Genomic DNA, 17,396 nt, shown 5'->3' with positions numbered 1-17,396 from the left:
GCTTAGTTTTCAAAGATCGTTTGCTTTTAATCAGCTATCCTTGTAAGGTATCAAGCGGCTTTTTAAAAGCCCTTGCTGAAACAAGGAAATGAAAGTATAGTCATAGAAAGCTTAAGGTTTGCTTAAAACTATAAAAATTTTTGACAGAGCAAGTTAAAATTTTAAAATAATTGGGTTTTGAGAAATCTAAATACCGCCAAAAACACGCACGCATTCCCCATAAAACCACTACTATAAGCGCTAATTTATCTCCGTTTTCAAAAATCACTCCATAGTAGAGCAAAAAATGAAATCATGGATTAGAAAAATCCGCTTAAGCTAACCCTTTTAAATTGGGTGCTTTTTTGTCCCCTTGGTGGGGGAAGCGCATTAGTTCTTCTTAAAGAGTTGGTCTTTAAATGGGTTGTTAAAAGGCTCGTTGGGGGAAAAGTTCTTTTTCTTGGAGGTGTACTGATTTTTTGGCAAGTTATCTACAATGTCAGCGACACTGCGTTCTCTCACATTGCAAGACTTCTTCAAGTCTGAAGGGACAGAATTGGGGCTTTCTTGAATGTTAGCAATGAAGACTTCAAAGCCTTTCTCCCAAGTGGCTTCTAACACAGGCACAAAATCGGTATCCCTGCTGAACAGCAAAATACACCCTCCTTGTTTGGTGCAATACAGCTTGGTAATATCGTGCGCCAACAGCGCATCAACTCGTTTTTGACGCAACTTTAAGTAAGGTATGAAAATCTTGGCTTCTAGACCATTATAGACTTCTTTGTCTTCGAACTTATATACGAATTTGAACTTTACCCGCCCGACTCGTAATTTCACTTGATTTTGTTGGGCGATCGCATGGTTGAAAGATTGGATAATCCCTGATTTATTCACTCTTTCCTCATAATCTTTAGGATTCTTCTCTTTATACTCCTCAAGTTCTTCGTTTTTATTGCCCTTGATTCTAGGTTCAACTTCTGTGAAAGGCTCAGATACATAAAAATAGATCCGCTTCAATTCCTCTTCAGGCTCCAAAAACGAACGGATTAGTGCTAAGAGTTGATCGGGATTGTTGAAATTAAAATTAGGCTCTTTTAAACGCTCATTCGTTTCTTGGATTGCTTTCAAATCGGCGAGAAGATTTTCCCAATCCACAAAAATCGTGGTTTCAGTTTTTTCCATGCTTTCTCCCAAAATATGAATTTTGCCATAAGGGTTGAGTATAGCATGGGGATTTAAACATGCCTTGTTTAAATAGAATAAAGATTCTGTTCTCATCTAATACAGACACTCAAAACCTTTTTAAATTTGACAACCAACGCCCCATTAGAGCCAAAAATTCAGTTTAACAGATAGAAAGTAGAGAAAAAAGTTATTGAAATTCTGCCTTGAAAAAAAACGAACGCTAAAGCAAAGTTTTAAAAAAGTTGGTAATAAAAGCTAAAAAGAAAAACTATTCTTAAAAGAAAGGGTTAAAAACTCACTCTAACCCTTAAAAACCAGAAATGTCTTCCTAATTAGTCTTTTTAAAAAAGAATCTTAACAGAAATTAATGGCGGACTTCTTTAATCCTTGCTGCCTTACCTCTCCTATCGCGCAAATAGTAGAGCTTCGCGCGGCGCACCCTGCCCACACGCAACACCTCAACGCTCGCCAAACTTTCGCTATAAAAAGGGAAAATTTTCTCCACGCCAATATTGTTAGCCCCTATTTTACGCACGCAAAAAGTTTTATCCACGCCATTGCCTCTAATCGCAATGCACACGCCTTCAAAATACTGAGTTCGTGTTTTTTCGCCTTCTTTAATGGTGATACCCAATCTCAAAGTATCGCCAGCTTTAAATGTTGGCATGCTCTTGTCTTTTAATTGAGCGTCTTCAAACTGCTGAATGTAGCGGTTTTTCATGTGTTTTCCTTAATGTCAATTTCATGATTTGTGCTGTTTGAATAAATCAAGGCGGTAAAATTTTGTCCTTAATTTTGACAAATCAAGTTTTAGTTGCTTGATTTTAGCATGATTTCCTTTAGAATATTCTAAAGGTGCAGGGATTTTATTGATTTCTTTGGATTTAAAAACAGCGTTAGCGAAATTAGGGGCCTCCAAATAATCATTTTCAAAACTCTCATTTTCTAAAGATTGGGCGTTACCCAAAACCCCTTGAATGTGGCGAGCGATACTATCTATCAAGCACAACGCCCCAAGCTCGCCCCCTGTTAAAATAAAATCGCCTATACAAAAAACCTCATCAGCACCCAATTCAATAGAGCGTTCATCAAAGCCCTCATAACGCCCGCACACCAAAACGACATGCTTTTTTTGAGCCAAACGCATCGCGTCTATTTGCTTGAAAGGCTTGCCTACCGCGCTTAAAAAAATCGTGTGTTTAGGGTTTTTAACAGAATGGAGCGCGTTTTCTATCATCTCTGGGTCTAAAATCTGCCCCGCACCCCCACCAATGAGCGTGTGATCCGCTTTTTGATATTTATTAGCGCTAAAATCTCTAAGGTTTAACACTTCTAATTCAAAAAGATTTTTTTCTAACGCTCTTTTTAAAATAGAATCTTCAAAATAAGGCAAGATGAGCTGCGGGAAAAGGGTTAAAACGCTGAATTTCACTCAACTATTCTCTAAAAGCGTTTTGGCGTTATGGGTGGTTATTTTTTTGTCTTGCAAAAGGATTTCTTGGATATAAAAATCCCTATAAGGGATTAAAAAAATCTTAGCCAAACCTTTTCCAACCAAGTTAAGAGTGGTTTCAACCATGAAATAATCTATTTGAGAAATCCTTTGGATTTCTATGACTTTTCCTAAAATCTCGTTTTTTTCCACCACGCTAAGCCCTATCAAATCGCAATAAAAAAACTCGCCCTCTTTTAAAACGCAAAGTTTCTTGCTCTCTTCTTCACTCATAAAAAGCCCTAAATTAGTCAGCTCTTTGGCCTTTTCAGGCGTGTGGATAGTTTCTAAAAACAACAAATTTTTGGCATGTTCATAAGAATGGATTGTATATTCTTTAAAAGAAAAAGCACAAGAGAAAGCGTTGGTTGGAGCGACGCTCACCTTAACGCCTTTTTTTAAGCACTCCGGGAAATCGCTCTCTAAATGAAGCTTTAACCCCCCATTAAGCCCCACGCTTTTACCAATCCTACCCACTAAAAGCATGAAAAAAATTCAAGGCGTTTGATCGCCTAAAGCATGGGGATTTTTATCACCATTTTTATCATTACTCGCAAAAACAACGATTTTATAAGAAAACCCATCTTTGGCTTTCACACCAGAAACGAACGCCTTAATCGCGCTCACCATTTTGCCCTCTTTGCCAATCACATGCCCCATGTCTGATGGGTGGGTATAAATAGTGATTTGTTTGACTTTATCTTCTAAAAGCGTGTACTCCACGCTCAAAGCTTGCGGAAAAGAAACAACCTTTTTTAAATATTTTTCTAAAAAAGTTGCCACGCAATACGAATAGTCCTTACATTCAGCTTGAGAAAAAGGCGTGTTCAAAGGATCTGATTCGCGCATTTAGCCTCACAAAACCTTAGGCTTTTTGAGAAAGTTTTTCCACCCTCTCGCTCATTTTAGCCCCCACGCCTTTCCAGTAATTCAAGCGCTCCTTATCAATTTTAATATCTTTAGGCTCGCTTAAAGGGTTGTAATACCCAATGGATTCAATCCAACCTCCATCCCTTCTTTTCCTAGAATCGGTTACCACCACTCTGTAAAAAGGCTTTTTCTTTCTCCCGATGCGAGTGAGTCTAATGACTGTCATTACAAAAATCTCCTAAAATATTCGTATTAAATTTGAGATTATACAACAAAAGCGCCTAAAACATGCTTAAAAATCAGCGTATTTTAGGAGGTGTTTGATTTTTAGCCTGACTCATGAGATTCATCAAATCGCTAATGCCCTTTTTATTCGTTAAGCGTTTCGCCATTTTGCTCGCTTGATCAAAGCGTTTGATGATGCGATTGATTTCAGACACTTCTAAGCCGCTCCCTAAGGCGATCCTTTTTCTTCGGCTGCCGTTTAAAATCTCGGGGTTTTCTTGCTCTTTTTTAGTCATGGAATTGACCATAGCCTTGATTTTTTTCACTTCTAAAGAGCTTTCTAAATCCGTGTCTTTCAATGCGTTTGCCATATTCCCTAAACCTGGAATCATAGAGATTAGAGAACTCATAGAGCCTAATTTTTTCACTTTTTCAATTTGGTTTAAAAAATCGTTGAAAGTGAATTGCCCTTTTTTGAGTTTTTTGCTCAAATCTTTGGCTTCATTAGGGTTTAAAACGCTGGCGGTTTTTTCAGCGAGCGAGACAATATCTCCAGCCCCCATCAAACGCCCCACAATCCTTTCAGGCACAAACACATCTAAATCAGGGATTTTTTCCCCGCTCCCAATAAAACGCAAGGGCAAGCCTAATTGATAAGTGATACCTAAAGCGATGCCCCCTTTAGAATCGCTATCAAATTTGCTTAAAACCACCCCGCTCACGCCTATTTCTTCATTAAAGGTGTTCGCGCTTTTGACCCCATCTTGCCCGCTCAATGCGTCTGCGACATACAGCACCTCATGGGGGTTTAAGACTTCTTTAACTTCTTTTAATTCTTGCATAAGCTCTTTATCAATGGCTAAACGCCCTGCGCTATCCACGAGTAAAACATCAAATTGCGCTTCTTTAGCCCTTTTTAAAGCGTTGTTGGCGATTTCTTTCACGCTTTTATTTTCTTCGTAAAAAACTTCCACGCCCACTTGTTCGCCCAAAACCTTTAATTGCTCCACTGCCGCTAAGCGTTGCAAATCGCATGCGCATAAAAGCACCTTTTTATTTTTGGTTTTTAAATAATGAGCGAGTTTAGCGGTGGTGGTTGTCTTACCGCTCCCTTGCAAACCCGCCATTAAAACCACCGTGGGGGGCGTTTGAGCGAAAGTGAAACCACTGCTCCCTTTAGCGCTTAAGATTTCTAACAAACTCTTTTCTAAAGCGTCTAAAAATTGCTGCTTACCAATGCCGCTAAGTTTAGTTTGACTTTCCACTTTTTTGAGCAATTCTCTAGCGACTTTATGATGCACATCATTTTTTAAAAGCGTTTTTTTCAATTCATCTAACGCTCTGTCTAGCGCTTTTTCATCATCTTGAAAGCGGATTTTATTGAGCGCGTTCTTAAACCCATCGCTTAATGCTTGAAACATTTTCTATCCTTTGATTATGGTTGTTCTAACAAATCCAATTCTTGTTGGATCTTACCCTCTTTTTCTAAAAGCGTTTTTAAACTCTCTTTGGCTTTTTCTAGCACGCTTTTAGGCGCGTTTTTGACAAAATTTTCATTGTGCAAATTGAGTTTTAGCTTTTCTTTTTCCAGTTTTTCTAGCTGCTTTTTTAAACGAGCAACAAGCGGGCTTAAATCAAGATTTTCTAAATCCGCATAAGTTTGGCAAAATTCCCCCACATCGCTCACGCTTTTTAAAGGCTTATAAGTTATCACGCTGACTTTTTCTAACCTCGCTAATTTTTGGGCGTAAGTTTGCAAACGCTCTGTATTTTCTATGGCTTCCCTTAATCCCACGCTCGCTTCTTTTAAAACAATCGGTGGGGTTTCTAGCATGATTTTCAAACGCCTTAAAGACACGATGCAATCTTTGATCACTTCAAATTCATGCTCTAGTTTTTCATCTCGCGCCAAATCTTTAGGGTAAGGCATGACCATAATGGAGCATGTATTTTCTAGTTCCGTGTTACTGAGCTTGTGGTATAAAGACTCGCTGATAAAGGGCATGAAAGGGTGCAAGAGTTTTAAAGCCTCTTTTAACACGCTCCCTAATTCGTCTATCGCTTCATTTTCCACTTTAGAAAATTCAATGAACCAATCGCAAAATTCCCCCCACAAAAAGCGGTATAACAAAGTCGTGGCGTCATTAAAACGATAATTATCTAAAGCGTTACGAACCTCTTTAGTAACAAGATTCAAGCGCGATTTCGCATAACGCCCCAAAGCCGTTTGGTATTCATCCAAACGCTCTTTATCTTTGAAAGATTCTTGTTTGAGCTTCAAATAACTCACCGCATTGAAAATCTTGTTGGCGAAATTCTTATTATTTTCTAAATGCGTAGTGGAAAGCTTAATGTCCCTACCCGTAGCGCACAAATTGGCTAAAGTGAAACGCAGGCTATCCGCGCCGTATTTTTCTATCATTTCTAAAGGATCTATCACATTACCTTTAGATTTGCTCATTTTTTCGCCCTTTTCGTCCCTAACCAAGGCGTGCAAGTAAATGTCTTTAAAGGGCAATTCGCCTAAAAGCGATTCGCTGCAAAAGAGCATCCTAGCCACCCAAAAAAAGAGGATGTCAAACCCGGTAATGAGCGTGGTGTTAGGGTAGAAATCTTTCAAATCGTTTTCATTAAACAAATCGCTTTTTTCTTGCCCCCACCCCAAAGTAGAGAACGCCCATAGCCCTGAACTAAACCATGTGTCTAGCACATCTTTATCCTGCTCTAGTTTTTCACTCTTACAAGTAGGGCAACTTAAAGGGGTATCAAGGCTCACAAACTGGTGGTTATTCTCGCAAGTAAACACCGGTATTTGATGCCCCCAAAACAATTGCCTGCTAATACACCAAGGGCGTAATTCCCTCATCCAAGCGTTATAATTATTGATCCAATTAGAGGGGTAGAATCGCGCTAAACCTTGTTGGATTTTTTCAATGGAACTTTGAGCGATTTCAGGCTTGACAAACCATTGTTTAGACACATAAGGCTCTACCACATTATGACAACGATAGCAATGCCCCACTTGATGCGTGTGCTCTTCTATCTTTTCCAATAAGGCGTTTTCTTTTAATCTTTCTACGACCTTATCTCTAGCTTCTAATCGTTCTAAATTTTCAAACTCCCCGCAATGCGCGTTTAAAATCCCCTTTTCATCAAAGATTTTAATCGTTTCTAAATGGTGGCGTTTGCCCACTTCGTAATCGTTAAAATCATGCCCGGGGGTAACCTTCACACACCCTGTGCCAAACTCCATTTCCACATGTTCATCAGCGATAATAGGGATTGTGCGATTGATTAAAGGCAAGATTACTTGTTGCCCCACTAAATGCTTATACCTCTCATCATTAGGATTGACCATAAGCGCGCTATCGCCAAACAAAGTTTCAGGGCGTGTGGTAGCCACCACTAAATAATCTTTTTGATTTTCTAAATAATATCTAATATAATACAACGCCCCCTTACGCTCTTCATACTCCACTTCAATATCGCTCAATGCCCCATCTTTAGTGCACCAATTCACCATGTAATTATCTTGAACGATGAGGCCCTTTTCATACCATTTCAAAAACGCCAATTTAACCGCTCTTTGCAAGCCCTTATCCATCGTGAAACGAGTCCTAGAAAAGGCCGCGCTCACGCCTAAATGCTTCATTTGCTCTAAAATCGCTCCCCCACTCTTTTCTTTCCACTCCCACACTTTTTTAATGAACTCTTCACGCCCTAAATCTTCTTTTTTAATCCCTTGATTTAAAAGTTGCTTTTCTACAACATTTTGCGTCGCAATGCCGGCGTGATCAAGCCCTGGCTGATACAAAGTCTTATACCCATCCATGCGTTTATAACGCACTAAAATATCTTGCAAGCTTAAAGTTAAAGCATGCCCTATGTGTAAAATACCGGTCACATTAGGAGGGGGCATCATCAAGCAAAATCGCTTGCCTTTTTCTTGGATTTTTTCATTGCCATCAATTTCAAAATACCCCCTATGAGAGCAAATGTCATAAATCTTTTTTTCCATCTCTTGGGGCTGGTAAGTGGTGGGTTCTTGTTTCATTATTATTATTATCCTAAAATAGAGCGTTCTTTCAAAAATGGTTGGATTTGGAACGCCTTTTGCTTTTACGCTCTTAATTGTTGCGTATTTTTTTAAAATTATACAACAAAGCATTTAAATTAAAAAGGATAGTCTAGTGAATTACTTTTTAAAAGCCCCTATTTTAGGATTTGAGCATATCAATGAAGTGCGTTTGGAAAAAATTGATTCCTTATTCAGCCGATTGGTCAGTCAAACGAACTCGCCCATGGCGTTGGATATGGTCTTAGTGAATCCTTATTGTTTGAGGGAATACAGCTTTGTGATACCCAAATACATAGAATTACTGCTAGAATTAGATTCTCATTCCAAAGTTGAGGTGTATTGCGTGGTCGTGTTGCAAAAAAATTTAGAAGATTCTATGGTTAATTTCTTAGCCCCCTTAGTGTTTAATTCCAAAAATGGCTTTGGTGCTCAAGTGGCGCTTTCTATGATGGATTATCCGGATTTTGGCTTTAGGGATCCTTTAAAAAGCTTTGTGGTTAAAGAAAGAGAACGAGCTTAAGGGTTTTTAGCATGAAATTCGCTCTTACAGGGGGAGGCACAGGGGGGCATCTCTCTATCGCTAAAGCCTTAGCCATAGAATTAGAAAAGCAAGGCATAGAGACCATTTATCTAGGCTCCACTTATGGGCAAGATAGAGAATGGTTTGAAAATAGCCCCTTATTTAGCGAACGCTATTTTTTCAACACGCAAGGCGTGGTCAATAAAAGCTTCTTTAAAAAAATAGGCTCTTTATTCTTGCAAATTAAAGCGACTTTCAAAGCCAAAGAGATTCTAAAAAAACACCAGATCACGCACACCATTAGCGTGGGAGGTTTTAGCGCAGGGCCGGCGAGTTTTGCAAGCTTGCTCAATCACATACCCCTTTATATCCATGAGCAAAACGCCATTAAAGGCTCTCTTAATCGCTACCTTTCCCCTAAAGCTAAGGCGGTGTTTTCAAGCTACGCTTTTAAAGATAAGGGAAATCATGTTTTAACCTCCTATCCCGTGCAAAACGCTTTTTTTGATTTTGCTAGGACTCGAACTGAAATCAAGCATATTTTATTTTTAGGCGGTTCGCAAGGGGCAAAAGCGATCAATGAATTCGCTTTATTAAACGCTCCTAAACTCACCAAACAAGGGATTAAAATCACGCACATTTGCGGCCCCAATTCTTATGAACAAGTGCGTTTTTTTTATCAGGAATTAGGGCTGTTGGACAAGATAGAATTGTTCGCTTTCCACAACAATATTATAGAAGTCATGCATAGAGCGGATTTGTGTGTGAGCCGAGCGGGTGCTAGCAGCGTGTGGGAATTGTGCGCTAATGGCTTACCCACGATTTTTATCCCCTACCCTTTTGCGAGCAATAACCACCAGTATTACAATGTCTTAGAATTTGAAAAAGAAAACTTGTGCTATGTTGTGCCTCAAAATGAATTATTGCCTAAAAAACTCTTTGAAGTCATTAGAAAGCTCAACCAAAAAGACGATCAAGGCAATAAAAACCTAACCACTATCAGCAACAAATTGCAGCAAAAAATCGCTAAAGACGGCGCAAAAACCATTATTGAAACGATTTTGAACGCTTAAAATAGCCCATTTTAATCAACAATTAAGCGACTAACCATTAAACTTAAGCGATAAATAAGATAAATTTTAGGATAGCTCAAATCTTTATAAAAAGAAAAGGATAACCCCTTGCAAAACTTTGTTTTTAATAAAAAATGGCTTATCTATTCTAGCCTACTCCCCTTATTTTTTCTCAATCCCTTAGTGGCAGAAGATGACGGGTTTTTTATGGGGGTGAGTTATCAAACTTCTCTAGCCGTTCAAAGGGTAGATAACTCAGGGCTTAACGCTAGTCAAGACGCATCCACTTATATCCGCCAAAACGCTATCGCTCTAGAATCTGCGGCGGTGCCTTTAGCCTATTATTTAGAAGCGATGGGTCAACAAACTAGGGTTTTAATGCAAATGCTCTGCCCTGATCCTTCTAAAAGATGTTTGCTCTATGCGGGGGGTTATCAACAAAACGCCCAAAATGGCGATACAGGCAACAACCCCCCAAGAGGCAATGTCAATGCCACCTTTGATATGCAATCTTTAGTCAATAATTTAAACAAGCTCACCCAACTCATCGGCGAGACTTTAATCCGTAACCCTGAAAATCTTTCTAACGCCAAAGTCTTTAATGTCAAATTTGGCAATCAAAGCACTGTTATTGCATTGCCTGAAGGCCTAGCCAATGTCATGAACGCTTTAAACGATGATATTACCAACGCTTTAACCACGCTCTGGTATAACCAAACCTTAACGAATAAATCCTTTAGCACCCCTAGCGGCAGCTCTGTAAATTTTAGCCCTGAAGTCTTGCAACACCTTTTACAAGACGGCTTAGCCACAGCAAGCAACAATCAAACCATTTGCAGCACTCAAAACCAATGCACCGCTACCAATGAAGCTAAATCTATCGCTCAAAACGCCCAAAACATCTTCCAGGCTTTAATGCAAGCAGGGATTTTAGGAGGCTTAGCCAATGAAAAGCAATTTGGCTTCACTTACAACAAAGCCCCTAATGGCAGCGATTCCCAACAAGGCTACCAAAGCTTTAGCGGTCCGGGTTATTACACCAAAAACGGCACTAATGGCACGCAAGCGCCCTTAAAAAACTTACCCGCTGGAGCGACAATTGGATCAGGCGATGGCCAATACACCTACCACCCTAGCTCAGCAGTCTATTATTTAGCCGATAGCATCATCGCTAATGGCATTACCGCTTCCATGATTTTTTCAGGCATGCAAAATTTCGCCAACAAGGTCGCTAAACTGACAGGCACTTCAAGCTATAGCCAGATGCAAGATGCGATCAACTATGGGGAAAGCTTGCTTAGTAACACCGTAGCGTATGGGGATTTTATCACCAATTGGGTCGCTCCCTATTTGGATTTAAATAACAAAGGTTTGAATTTCTTGCCTAACTATGGGGGGCAATTGAATGGCACTAATAGTCAAACCCCACAAAATACTTTAACCCCACAACAAGCCCAACAAGAACAAAAAGTGATCATCAACCAACTAGAGCAAGCCACAAACGCCCCCACCCCCGCGCAAATAGACAGGATCTTAGCCAACCCCTATTCCCCCACGGCAAAAACTTTAATGGCTTATGGGCTTTATCGCTCTAAAGCAGTGATTGGTGGGGTGATTGATGAAATGCAAACTAAAGTGAATCAAGTCTATCAAATGGGCTTTGCTAGGAATTTTTTAGAGCATAACTCTAATTCTAATAACATGAACGGCTTTGGCGTGAAAATAGGCTATAAGCAATTCTTTGGCAAAAAGCGCATGTTTGGGCTTAGGTATTATGGCTTTTATGATTTTGGTTACGCTCAATTTGGCGCAGAATCTTCTTTAGTGAAAGCCACCCTCTCTAGCTATGGCGCAGGCACAGACTTTCTTTATAATGTTTTCACGAGAAAAAGGGGGACTGAAGCGATAGATATAGGTTTTTTTGCCGGCATCCAACTGGCAGGGCAAACCTGGAAAACGAATTTTTTAGATCAAGTGGATGGCAACCATCTTAAGCCTAAGGACACTTCTTTCCAGTTCCTTTTTGATTTAGGCATAAGGACTAATTTTTCTAAAATCCAAAATCAAAGAAGATCTCGTTTTTCTCAAGGGGTAGAATTTGGCCTTAAAATACCGGTGCTTTATCACACCTATTACCAATCAGAGGGCGTTACAGCGAAGTATAGAAGAGCCTTTAGTTTTTATGTGGGCTACAACATAGGCTTTTGATTAAACAAAATAAGGGAAAAATATGATAAAAAAAGCTAGAAAATTCATACCACTCTTTTTAATTGGCTCTCTCTTAGCCGAAGACAATGGCTGGTATATGTCTGTAGGCTATCAAATCGGTGGCACGCAACAATTCATCAATAACAAACAACTCTTAGCAAATGAAAACATCATCAACAGCGTAACCCAAAGCGCGATCAATATTGCAGGGCCTACTACCGGTTTAATCACTTTAAGCTCTCAAAGCGTTATTGACGCTTTAGGCTATGGCGTGAGTAACACCGTGGACAACCAATTAGAGGGCATTTCTAATATCCTAAATCAAATTGGCAAAAGGAAAGACTTTTATTCTAGCCGTCAAATCTCTAGCATTTCCCAGCAAATCATAGGGCTTAAAGGAAGCTCTGATCCCTTAAAAGCCCATTCTTCACAAATCACAGCCAAACTCCTTTCCAACACCCAAAGCGCATTTGATGAAGGCATCGTGCTAAGCACTAGCATCATTAGCTCTATCAATAGCCTTAATCCCAGCAACAACACCAAAGAAGTCAAAGCCCAACTCCAAAACACCGCGCAATCCATGACAGAATTATTGCAACAAATTGAACACAGCATCACTAAAACCACTAGCACCACTTACGCGCAATCCTTGCTCTCCAATCTAACCGATGCGGTGAACGCTTCTAGCAACAATACCGCTTATGTGAGCGCTCTTGTTAACGCTTTAAACACTTTAGGGGTGGGGGTTTTCCCCACCACAACCTCAACGCATGTGGTGTTAAACCCACCGGGACAAGTCGTATTCTATCCAACTAATTCCCTTTTAGGCTCCACTTCTTCAAACAGCAACAACCAACAACAATACAACAACACCCTTTTAATGAACACCTTACAAGGGGAATTAAGCGCTAATAATCAAAATAACCCCAATGGTTGCACCAATCAAGTCCAGTGTTTGGAGCAATTCATCCAAAATTTAGCCCCTTTAGCCGCAACCCCCACTTCAAATAACCAAGCCAACCAACAAGTCCAAGCCATCGCTCAAAAGCTTCAAAGCGTGGCTATCAACGCTTTAGACAACAATGCGATCAACAACACCACCTATAATTTAAACAACTTGCACAACGCTTTGAATTTCCAAGCCTATGAAAGCACGATAGAACAATACAATAACGCTTTAAAGCAAATTTCTTGGATCAGTTTTAGCGAGCCTAAAAACTTGCTCAAAAACACTTCTAATAACTACCAAATCGGCACTGTAACCAACGCTCAAGGGCAAAATATCAGCGCCTATGATTGCATGACTGCTACCGGAAGCCTTTCTAGCGATGCTTCTAGCGGGATTTCATGCTCAGCCACAAGCTCCACAAGCTCCACAAATGGCTCTACAAACAGCTTTGACAATTCTTTAGTCGCTACCTCCAAAGTCCAAACCATCAACGGCAAAGAGCAGATCGGCGTGAATTCTTTTAACTTGGTTTCTCAAGTGTGGAGCGTTTATAATTCTTTAAAAACTTCAGAAGAAAATTTGCAAAAAAACGCCAAGATCTTATGCGCTAATGGATCATCATCTGGGACAAACTCATGCGGCAACTCTGGGGGTTTGAGCATCAGCGGGAACGCCCAATTGCAAAACATTTTAAGCTCTAATGGGACTACCGCTCAAGCTAAAAGCGACGCTCCCAAACTGAAAGCGATGGTGGTTGTGAATAATGAAGAAGAAGCTAAAACGACTAATTTAGCCCAAAGCAGTGGGGCGAGCAATCAATCTCCTAACAGCACGGTGATGGGAGCTTTAAACACCGTGTTGCAAAATGTCAATAATTTCCAGCAAAGCATTCAAAGCGCTTTTCAAAGCCAAAGCAGTAATATCCAAGCTTGGGCGAATGCGATTTACAACACTAATGGGAGTCAGTCGCAAGAGATGACACCTAACAATAACCAAGATTTACGCATCCAATTGAGAGCGAATTTCTACCAGCTCATCAATACGATTGACCAACAAACGCCCACTTCAATGCAAGCCATGATCAATCAAAGCCAACAAACCCAGCAAACAAGCGGAGCAACCAACAATAATAACGCATGCGCGAGCGGAACGAATGGGAGTGGTGGCAACTGGTGCTATCAGCAGTGGTCCGATTCTAAGGCTTATTACAGCGGGTTACAAAGCGCTTTAGGGTATCAAACACAAGCAACAACTCAAAGCGGGAGCAGTGGTGGGAACAGCATCACCTACAATGTCCAACAAATCACGCTCACTAGCGGTGGTTTGCTCAATCAAATCATCACAAATCTTAAGAGCGTTAATGGTAATGGTGGAAATAATGGGGGAAGCAGTGGAGGCGGGAATGGCACCAGTCAAATCAACACAGCCTACCAGATGCTCACAGACGCCAGCGATGGGAAGTTGGGAACTTATAATAGTAGCGGTAATAGTGGCAGTAACAACGGCTATCAAACATGCACCAATGGAAGCAATGGAGGCAGTGGGAGCAATTGCTACACCCCCAACAAACAAAGCGCCACCACCGCAACCACCGCAACCACCACAACCGACAGCAATTTACAAAAAGTCTATAATGACGCCCAAAAAATAGCCAACATTATCGCTAGTTCAGGGAATAATAAAGGCGTTGAAAACGGCTTAAAACAATTCTTTGAAGCGTTAAAAAATAATAGTAGCAGTCTCAGTAATTTATGTAATGGTAGTAATGGTAGTAGCGGTGCTAGTTCTACTTGCTCCGGTGGGCTTATCAATCTCTTAGGGGCAATCCCTATGAATGGGGTGAGCGATACGAATAATTTAATCCATTTGCTCACTGAATTTATCAAAACCGCCGGGTTTATCCAAAATAATGATAGTAATGTATCTTCTAGTCTTACAAGCGCTTTTCAAGCGATTACGAGCGCTATTTCTCAAGGGTTTCAAGCCTTACAAAACGACATTAGCCCTAACGCGATTTTAACCTTGCTCCAAGAAATCACTTCTAACACCACCACCATTCAGTCGTTCTCGCAAACCTTACGGCAGCTTTTAGGGGATAAAACCTTCTTTATGGTGCAACAAAAACTCATTGATGCGATGATTAACGCCAGAAATCAGGTCCAAAACGCGCAAAACCAAGCCAATAACTACGGCTCCCAACCCGTTTTAAGCCAGTATGCGGCCGCTAAAAGCACCCAACACGGCATGAGCAACGGCTTAGGGGTTGGCATAGGCTATAAATACTTCTTTGGTAAAGCGAGAAAATTAGGCCTTAGGCATTATTTTTTCTTTGATTACGGCTTTAGTGAAATCGGTGTGGCCAATCAAAGCGTGAAAGCGAATATCTTTGCTTATGGGGTAGGCACGGATTTTTTATGGAATTTATTCAGGAGGACTTACAACACTAAAGCGTTGAATTTTGGGCTATTTGCTGGGGTCCAACTAGGCGGCGCAACCTGGCTTAGCTCTTTAAGGCAACAAATCATTGACAATTGGGGGAACGCTAATGACATCCATTCAACGAATTTTCAAGTGGCGCTGAATTTTGGGGTGCGCACCAACTTCGCAGAGTTCAAGCGTTTTGCTAAGAAATTCCACAATCAAGGGGTTATCAGCCAAAAGAGCGTGGAATTTGGGATTAAAGTGCCTCTCATCAATCAAGCGTATTTGAATAGCGCCGGGGCTGATGTGAGCTACAGGAGGCTTTATACTTTCTATATCAATTACATCATGGGGTTTTAAAAAAAGGGTGTGTCATGGAAATCTTACAATTCATCGGCTATGGGAATATGGCTCAAGCGATTTTAGAAGGCTCTCATGAAATTTTATCCAAGCGTTTTATTTTAGAGATCACTGGAAGAAACCCTGAAAAAATCGCCCCCTTTTTACAAGAAAAAAACATTCAAGCCCAAATCGTGCCTTACAAAGACGCTATTGATATACACCAAAAATTCGTGTTTTTATTGTTTAAGCCTTATAACCTTAAGGATTTTAATTATCAAGGGCAAGCCAAAAGCGTTTTGAGCGCTTTAGCCGGCGTAAATTTTGAAGCTTTAAGCAATGCGATTAATTCTTTACATTACTTAAAATGCATGCCCAACATTGCGAGCAAATTCGCCCTTTCTTCTACAGCGGTGTGCGAAAAATCACCCATGCCCTTAATAAGCCAAAAGGCTTTGAATATTATTGAGAGTTTTGGGAATTGCGTGCGAGTGAGCCATGAAGAGTTGGTGGATGCCAGTATAGCGACCAATGGGAGCGCGCTCGCGTTTTTAAGCTTGGTAGCGAGCGGTTTGAAAGATGCCGGTATTAGAGAGGGCTTGAACGCTAGAGATTCTTTAGAATTGGTAAAAATGAGTTTTAAAGGCTTTGCCAAGCTGTTAGAAAAAGAACGCCCTGAGGTGATTATAGAGCAAATTTGCACCCCTAAAGGCGCAACGATTGAAGGCTTGAGCGTTTTAGAAAAAAAGGGGGTTAGGGGAGCGTTCATCAAAGCATGTCATGAAAGCGTGAAAAAAATGCGCCCCCTAAAGAATTGCGCCCCTAAAAACCCCTAAAAATAAGCGCGATGCATTTAGACAGGCAGAGTTTAGAAAAAGCCAAGCATTTGATCCAAAGCGGTCTGATTGACACCATAGAAGTAGGCACGATCAAGGGCTTGCAAGAAATCCATCGGTTTTTGTTTGAAGGGTTGTATGAATTTGCCGGGAAAATCAGGGATAAAAATATTTCGAATTTCAGGTTCGCTAATTGCTTGTATTTGGATTTGATTTTACCCAGAATTGAAAGCATGCCGCAAAGCAATTTCAATCAAATCATAGAAAAATATGTGGAAATGAATATCGCTCACCCTTTTTTAAAAGGGTAATGGCAGAGCGACTAGAATATGGCTTGATTTGTTGCTTAAAAAGGAATTGAAAAAAATCGTGCTTTGGGAAAGGATTGATAAAGCCGCTTATTTGAGTGCAATGGAAAGGAGTCCTGTGAATGATTTGGAAATCAAAACGCTTTTAAAAAAGCATTTGAGTTCTAATATCAACGATCCCTTAACTTTCATTAAAGGCATCACGCAGTCGTATTATTATGAAGGGCTTTGAAAAAATACTAAAATCATTTTTTATAATCCAATACGAAAGAGTTTGACGCTAGTCAAGAGATAGTTTTTTATAATGCGATCTTAAGGGATTAGTGGGATTTAGTTGGGGGGTTTCAGGAGGAAATGTTTTACCTCCTATCCCCCCTTTACTATAAAATAAAATTTAAAATATAAGACAAAATAATTAAAGCCCCATTTTAAAAGAAATTAAAAGCTTTATTTGTCAGTATTAGAGCAGATTTAAAACTAATCTTGCGCCCGTTCAATCAAACCCAAAGGCAAGTCAAAAGCTTTAATGAGTTCGCCCTCTTTTTGGCGTTGTTCGCCCTTATCCTTTTCATGGTCATAGCCCAACAAGTGCAACACCCCATGAATGAATAAAAGAGCGATCTCATTTTCTAAGCTATGCCCTAATTTCAGGGCGTTTTCTTGAGCTAATGGCGCATTAATCACCACGCTCCCTAAAGGGGTGTGAGGGATCGCTTCTAAAGGGAAACTCAAAACATCAGTAGCGTAATCGCAGTTCCTTAAATCCCTATTGATTTCTCGCATGGTTTCATCGCTCACTAAAACAAGTTCAATGATTTGAGTGGGGGCTAAAAAATTTGCGATTTTTTCTAATAACAAAAAGTCCGATTCTAGTAGGGTTTGGTTGTCTATTTCTAGCATTAAAAATATAAAA

At 40.2% G+C, this 17,396-nt stretch carries 14 protein-coding genes and 1 pseudogene; 6 read left to right on the top strand and 9 right to left on the bottom strand.

All coding sequences use genetic code 11. From position 1 onward, the window contains the following. Nucleotides 1-369: 369 nt before the first annotated feature. The 8 genes from EAL04_RS03590 to valS all read right to left on the bottom strand — a co-directional run bounded on the left by EAL04_RS03590 (nucleotide 370) and on the right by valS (nucleotide 7,805). Nucleotides 370-1,161: an NYN domain-containing protein gene (locus tag EAL04_RS03590; RefSeq protein ID WP_120973321.1), complete on the bottom strand. Its 792-nt coding sequence runs from the start codon at nucleotides 1,159-1,161 to the stop codon at nucleotides 370-372. Between the two features lie 367 nt (nucleotides 1,162-1,528). Beyond that, a complete protein-coding gene (gene rplS / locus EAL04_RS03580; protein WP_000797689.1) occupies nucleotides 1,529-1,885 on the bottom strand; it encodes a 50S ribosomal protein L19 in 357 nt (118 codons plus the stop codon). Between the two features lie 21 nt (nucleotides 1,886-1,906). Beyond that, nucleotides 1,907-2,596, bottom strand: a complete 690-nt coding sequence (gene trmD, locus EAL04_RS03575; RefSeq protein ID WP_120973319.1) for a tRNA (guanosine(37)-N1)-methyltransferase TrmD — start codon at nucleotides 2,594-2,596, stop codon at nucleotides 1,907-1,909. After that, nucleotides 2,597-3,142, bottom strand: coding sequence for a ribosome maturation factor RimM (rimM, locus tag EAL04_RS03570; protein ID WP_162982477.1), 546 nt, complete (start codon nucleotides 3,140-3,142; stop codon nucleotides 2,597-2,599). A gap of 9 nt (nucleotides 3,143-3,151) precedes the next feature. Then, nucleotides 3,152-3,505, bottom strand: a complete 354-nt coding sequence (locus EAL04_RS03565; protein ID WP_001209246.1) for a KH domain-containing protein — start codon at nucleotides 3,503-3,505, stop codon at nucleotides 3,152-3,154. A gap of 16 nt (nucleotides 3,506-3,521) precedes the next feature. Next, complete coding sequence (rpsP, locus tag EAL04_RS03560) at nucleotides 3,522-3,752, bottom strand: 30S ribosomal protein S16 (RefSeq protein ID WP_000216125.1); 231 nt, start codon at nucleotides 3,750-3,752, stop codon at nucleotides 3,522-3,524. A gap of 73 nt (nucleotides 3,753-3,825) precedes the next feature. Then, complete coding sequence (gene ffh / locus EAL04_RS03555; protein WP_120973315.1) at nucleotides 3,826-5,172, bottom strand: signal recognition particle protein; 1,347 nt, start codon at nucleotides 5,170-5,172, stop codon at nucleotides 3,826-3,828. A 14-nt stretch (nucleotides 5,173-5,186) separates the two neighbouring features. Further along, nucleotides 5,187-7,805 carry a valine--tRNA ligase gene (gene valS, locus EAL04_RS03550; protein ID WP_162982476.1) on the bottom strand — a complete coding sequence of 873 codons (2,619 nt, stop codon included), beginning with the start codon at nucleotides 7,803-7,805 and terminating at the stop codon, nucleotides 5,187-5,189. A 136-nt stretch (nucleotides 7,806-7,941) separates the two neighbouring features. On the opposite strand from valS, the gene fliW reads away from it, so the two are divergent. The 6 genes and pseudogenes from fliW (at nucleotide 7,942) to fic (ending at nucleotide 16,715) form a co-directional block, all read left to right on the top strand. Continuing rightward, nucleotides 7,942-8,349, top strand: coding sequence for a flagellar assembly protein FliW (fliW, locus tag EAL04_RS03545; RefSeq protein WP_001105859.1), 408 nt, complete (start codon nucleotides 7,942-7,944; stop codon nucleotides 8,347-8,349). 11 nt (nucleotides 8,350-8,360) lie between these two features. Then, nucleotides 8,361-9,422: an undecaprenyldiphospho-muramoylpentapeptide beta-N-acetylglucosaminyltransferase gene (gene murG / locus EAL04_RS03540; RefSeq protein ID WP_120973311.1), complete on the top strand. Its 1,062-nt coding sequence runs from the start codon at nucleotides 8,361-8,363 to the stop codon at nucleotides 9,420-9,422. A gap of 108 nt (nucleotides 9,423-9,530) precedes the next feature. Then, the gene (gene hopI, locus EAL04_RS03535) at nucleotides 9,531-11,630 is read left to right on the top strand and encodes a Hop family outer membrane protein HopI (RefSeq protein ID WP_120973309.1); all 2,100 of its coding nucleotides are present in this window, start codon (nucleotides 9,531-9,533) and stop codon (nucleotides 11,628-11,630) included. 22 nt (nucleotides 11,631-11,652) lie between these two features. After that, on the top strand, nucleotides 11,653-15,360 hold the full coding sequence (gene hopL / locus EAL04_RS03530) for a Hop family outer membrane protein HopL (protein WP_120973307.1): 3,708 nt from the start codon (nucleotides 11,653-11,655) through the stop codon (nucleotides 15,358-15,360). A 14-nt stretch (nucleotides 15,361-15,374) separates the two neighbouring features. Beyond that, nucleotides 15,375-16,175, top strand: coding sequence for a pyrroline-5-carboxylate reductase (proC, locus tag EAL04_RS03525; RefSeq protein WP_120973306.1), 801 nt, complete (start codon nucleotides 15,375-15,377; stop codon nucleotides 16,173-16,175). Nucleotides 16,176-16,186: 11 nt separating this feature from the next. Beyond that, a pseudogene (gene fic, locus EAL04_RS03520) lies at nucleotides 16,187-16,715 on the top strand (protein adenylyltransferase Fic). Between the two features lie 245 nt (nucleotides 16,716-16,960). Here the strand turns inward: fic and ybeY are convergent. Beyond that, nucleotides 16,961-17,383, bottom strand: coding sequence for an rRNA maturation RNase YbeY (ybeY, locus tag EAL04_RS03515; protein WP_120973304.1), 423 nt, complete (start codon nucleotides 17,381-17,383; stop codon nucleotides 16,961-16,963). Nucleotides 17,384-17,396: the final 13 nt, after the last annotated feature.

Source organism: Helicobacter pylori, from assembly GCF_003638305.1.
Classification (GTDB): Bacteria; Campylobacterota; Campylobacteria; order Campylobacterales; family Helicobacteraceae; genus Helicobacter; species Helicobacter pylori_DJ.
The sequence above is the reverse complement of the archived record's forward strand: the minus strand, read 5'-3'. Positions and strand labels throughout refer to the sequence as shown.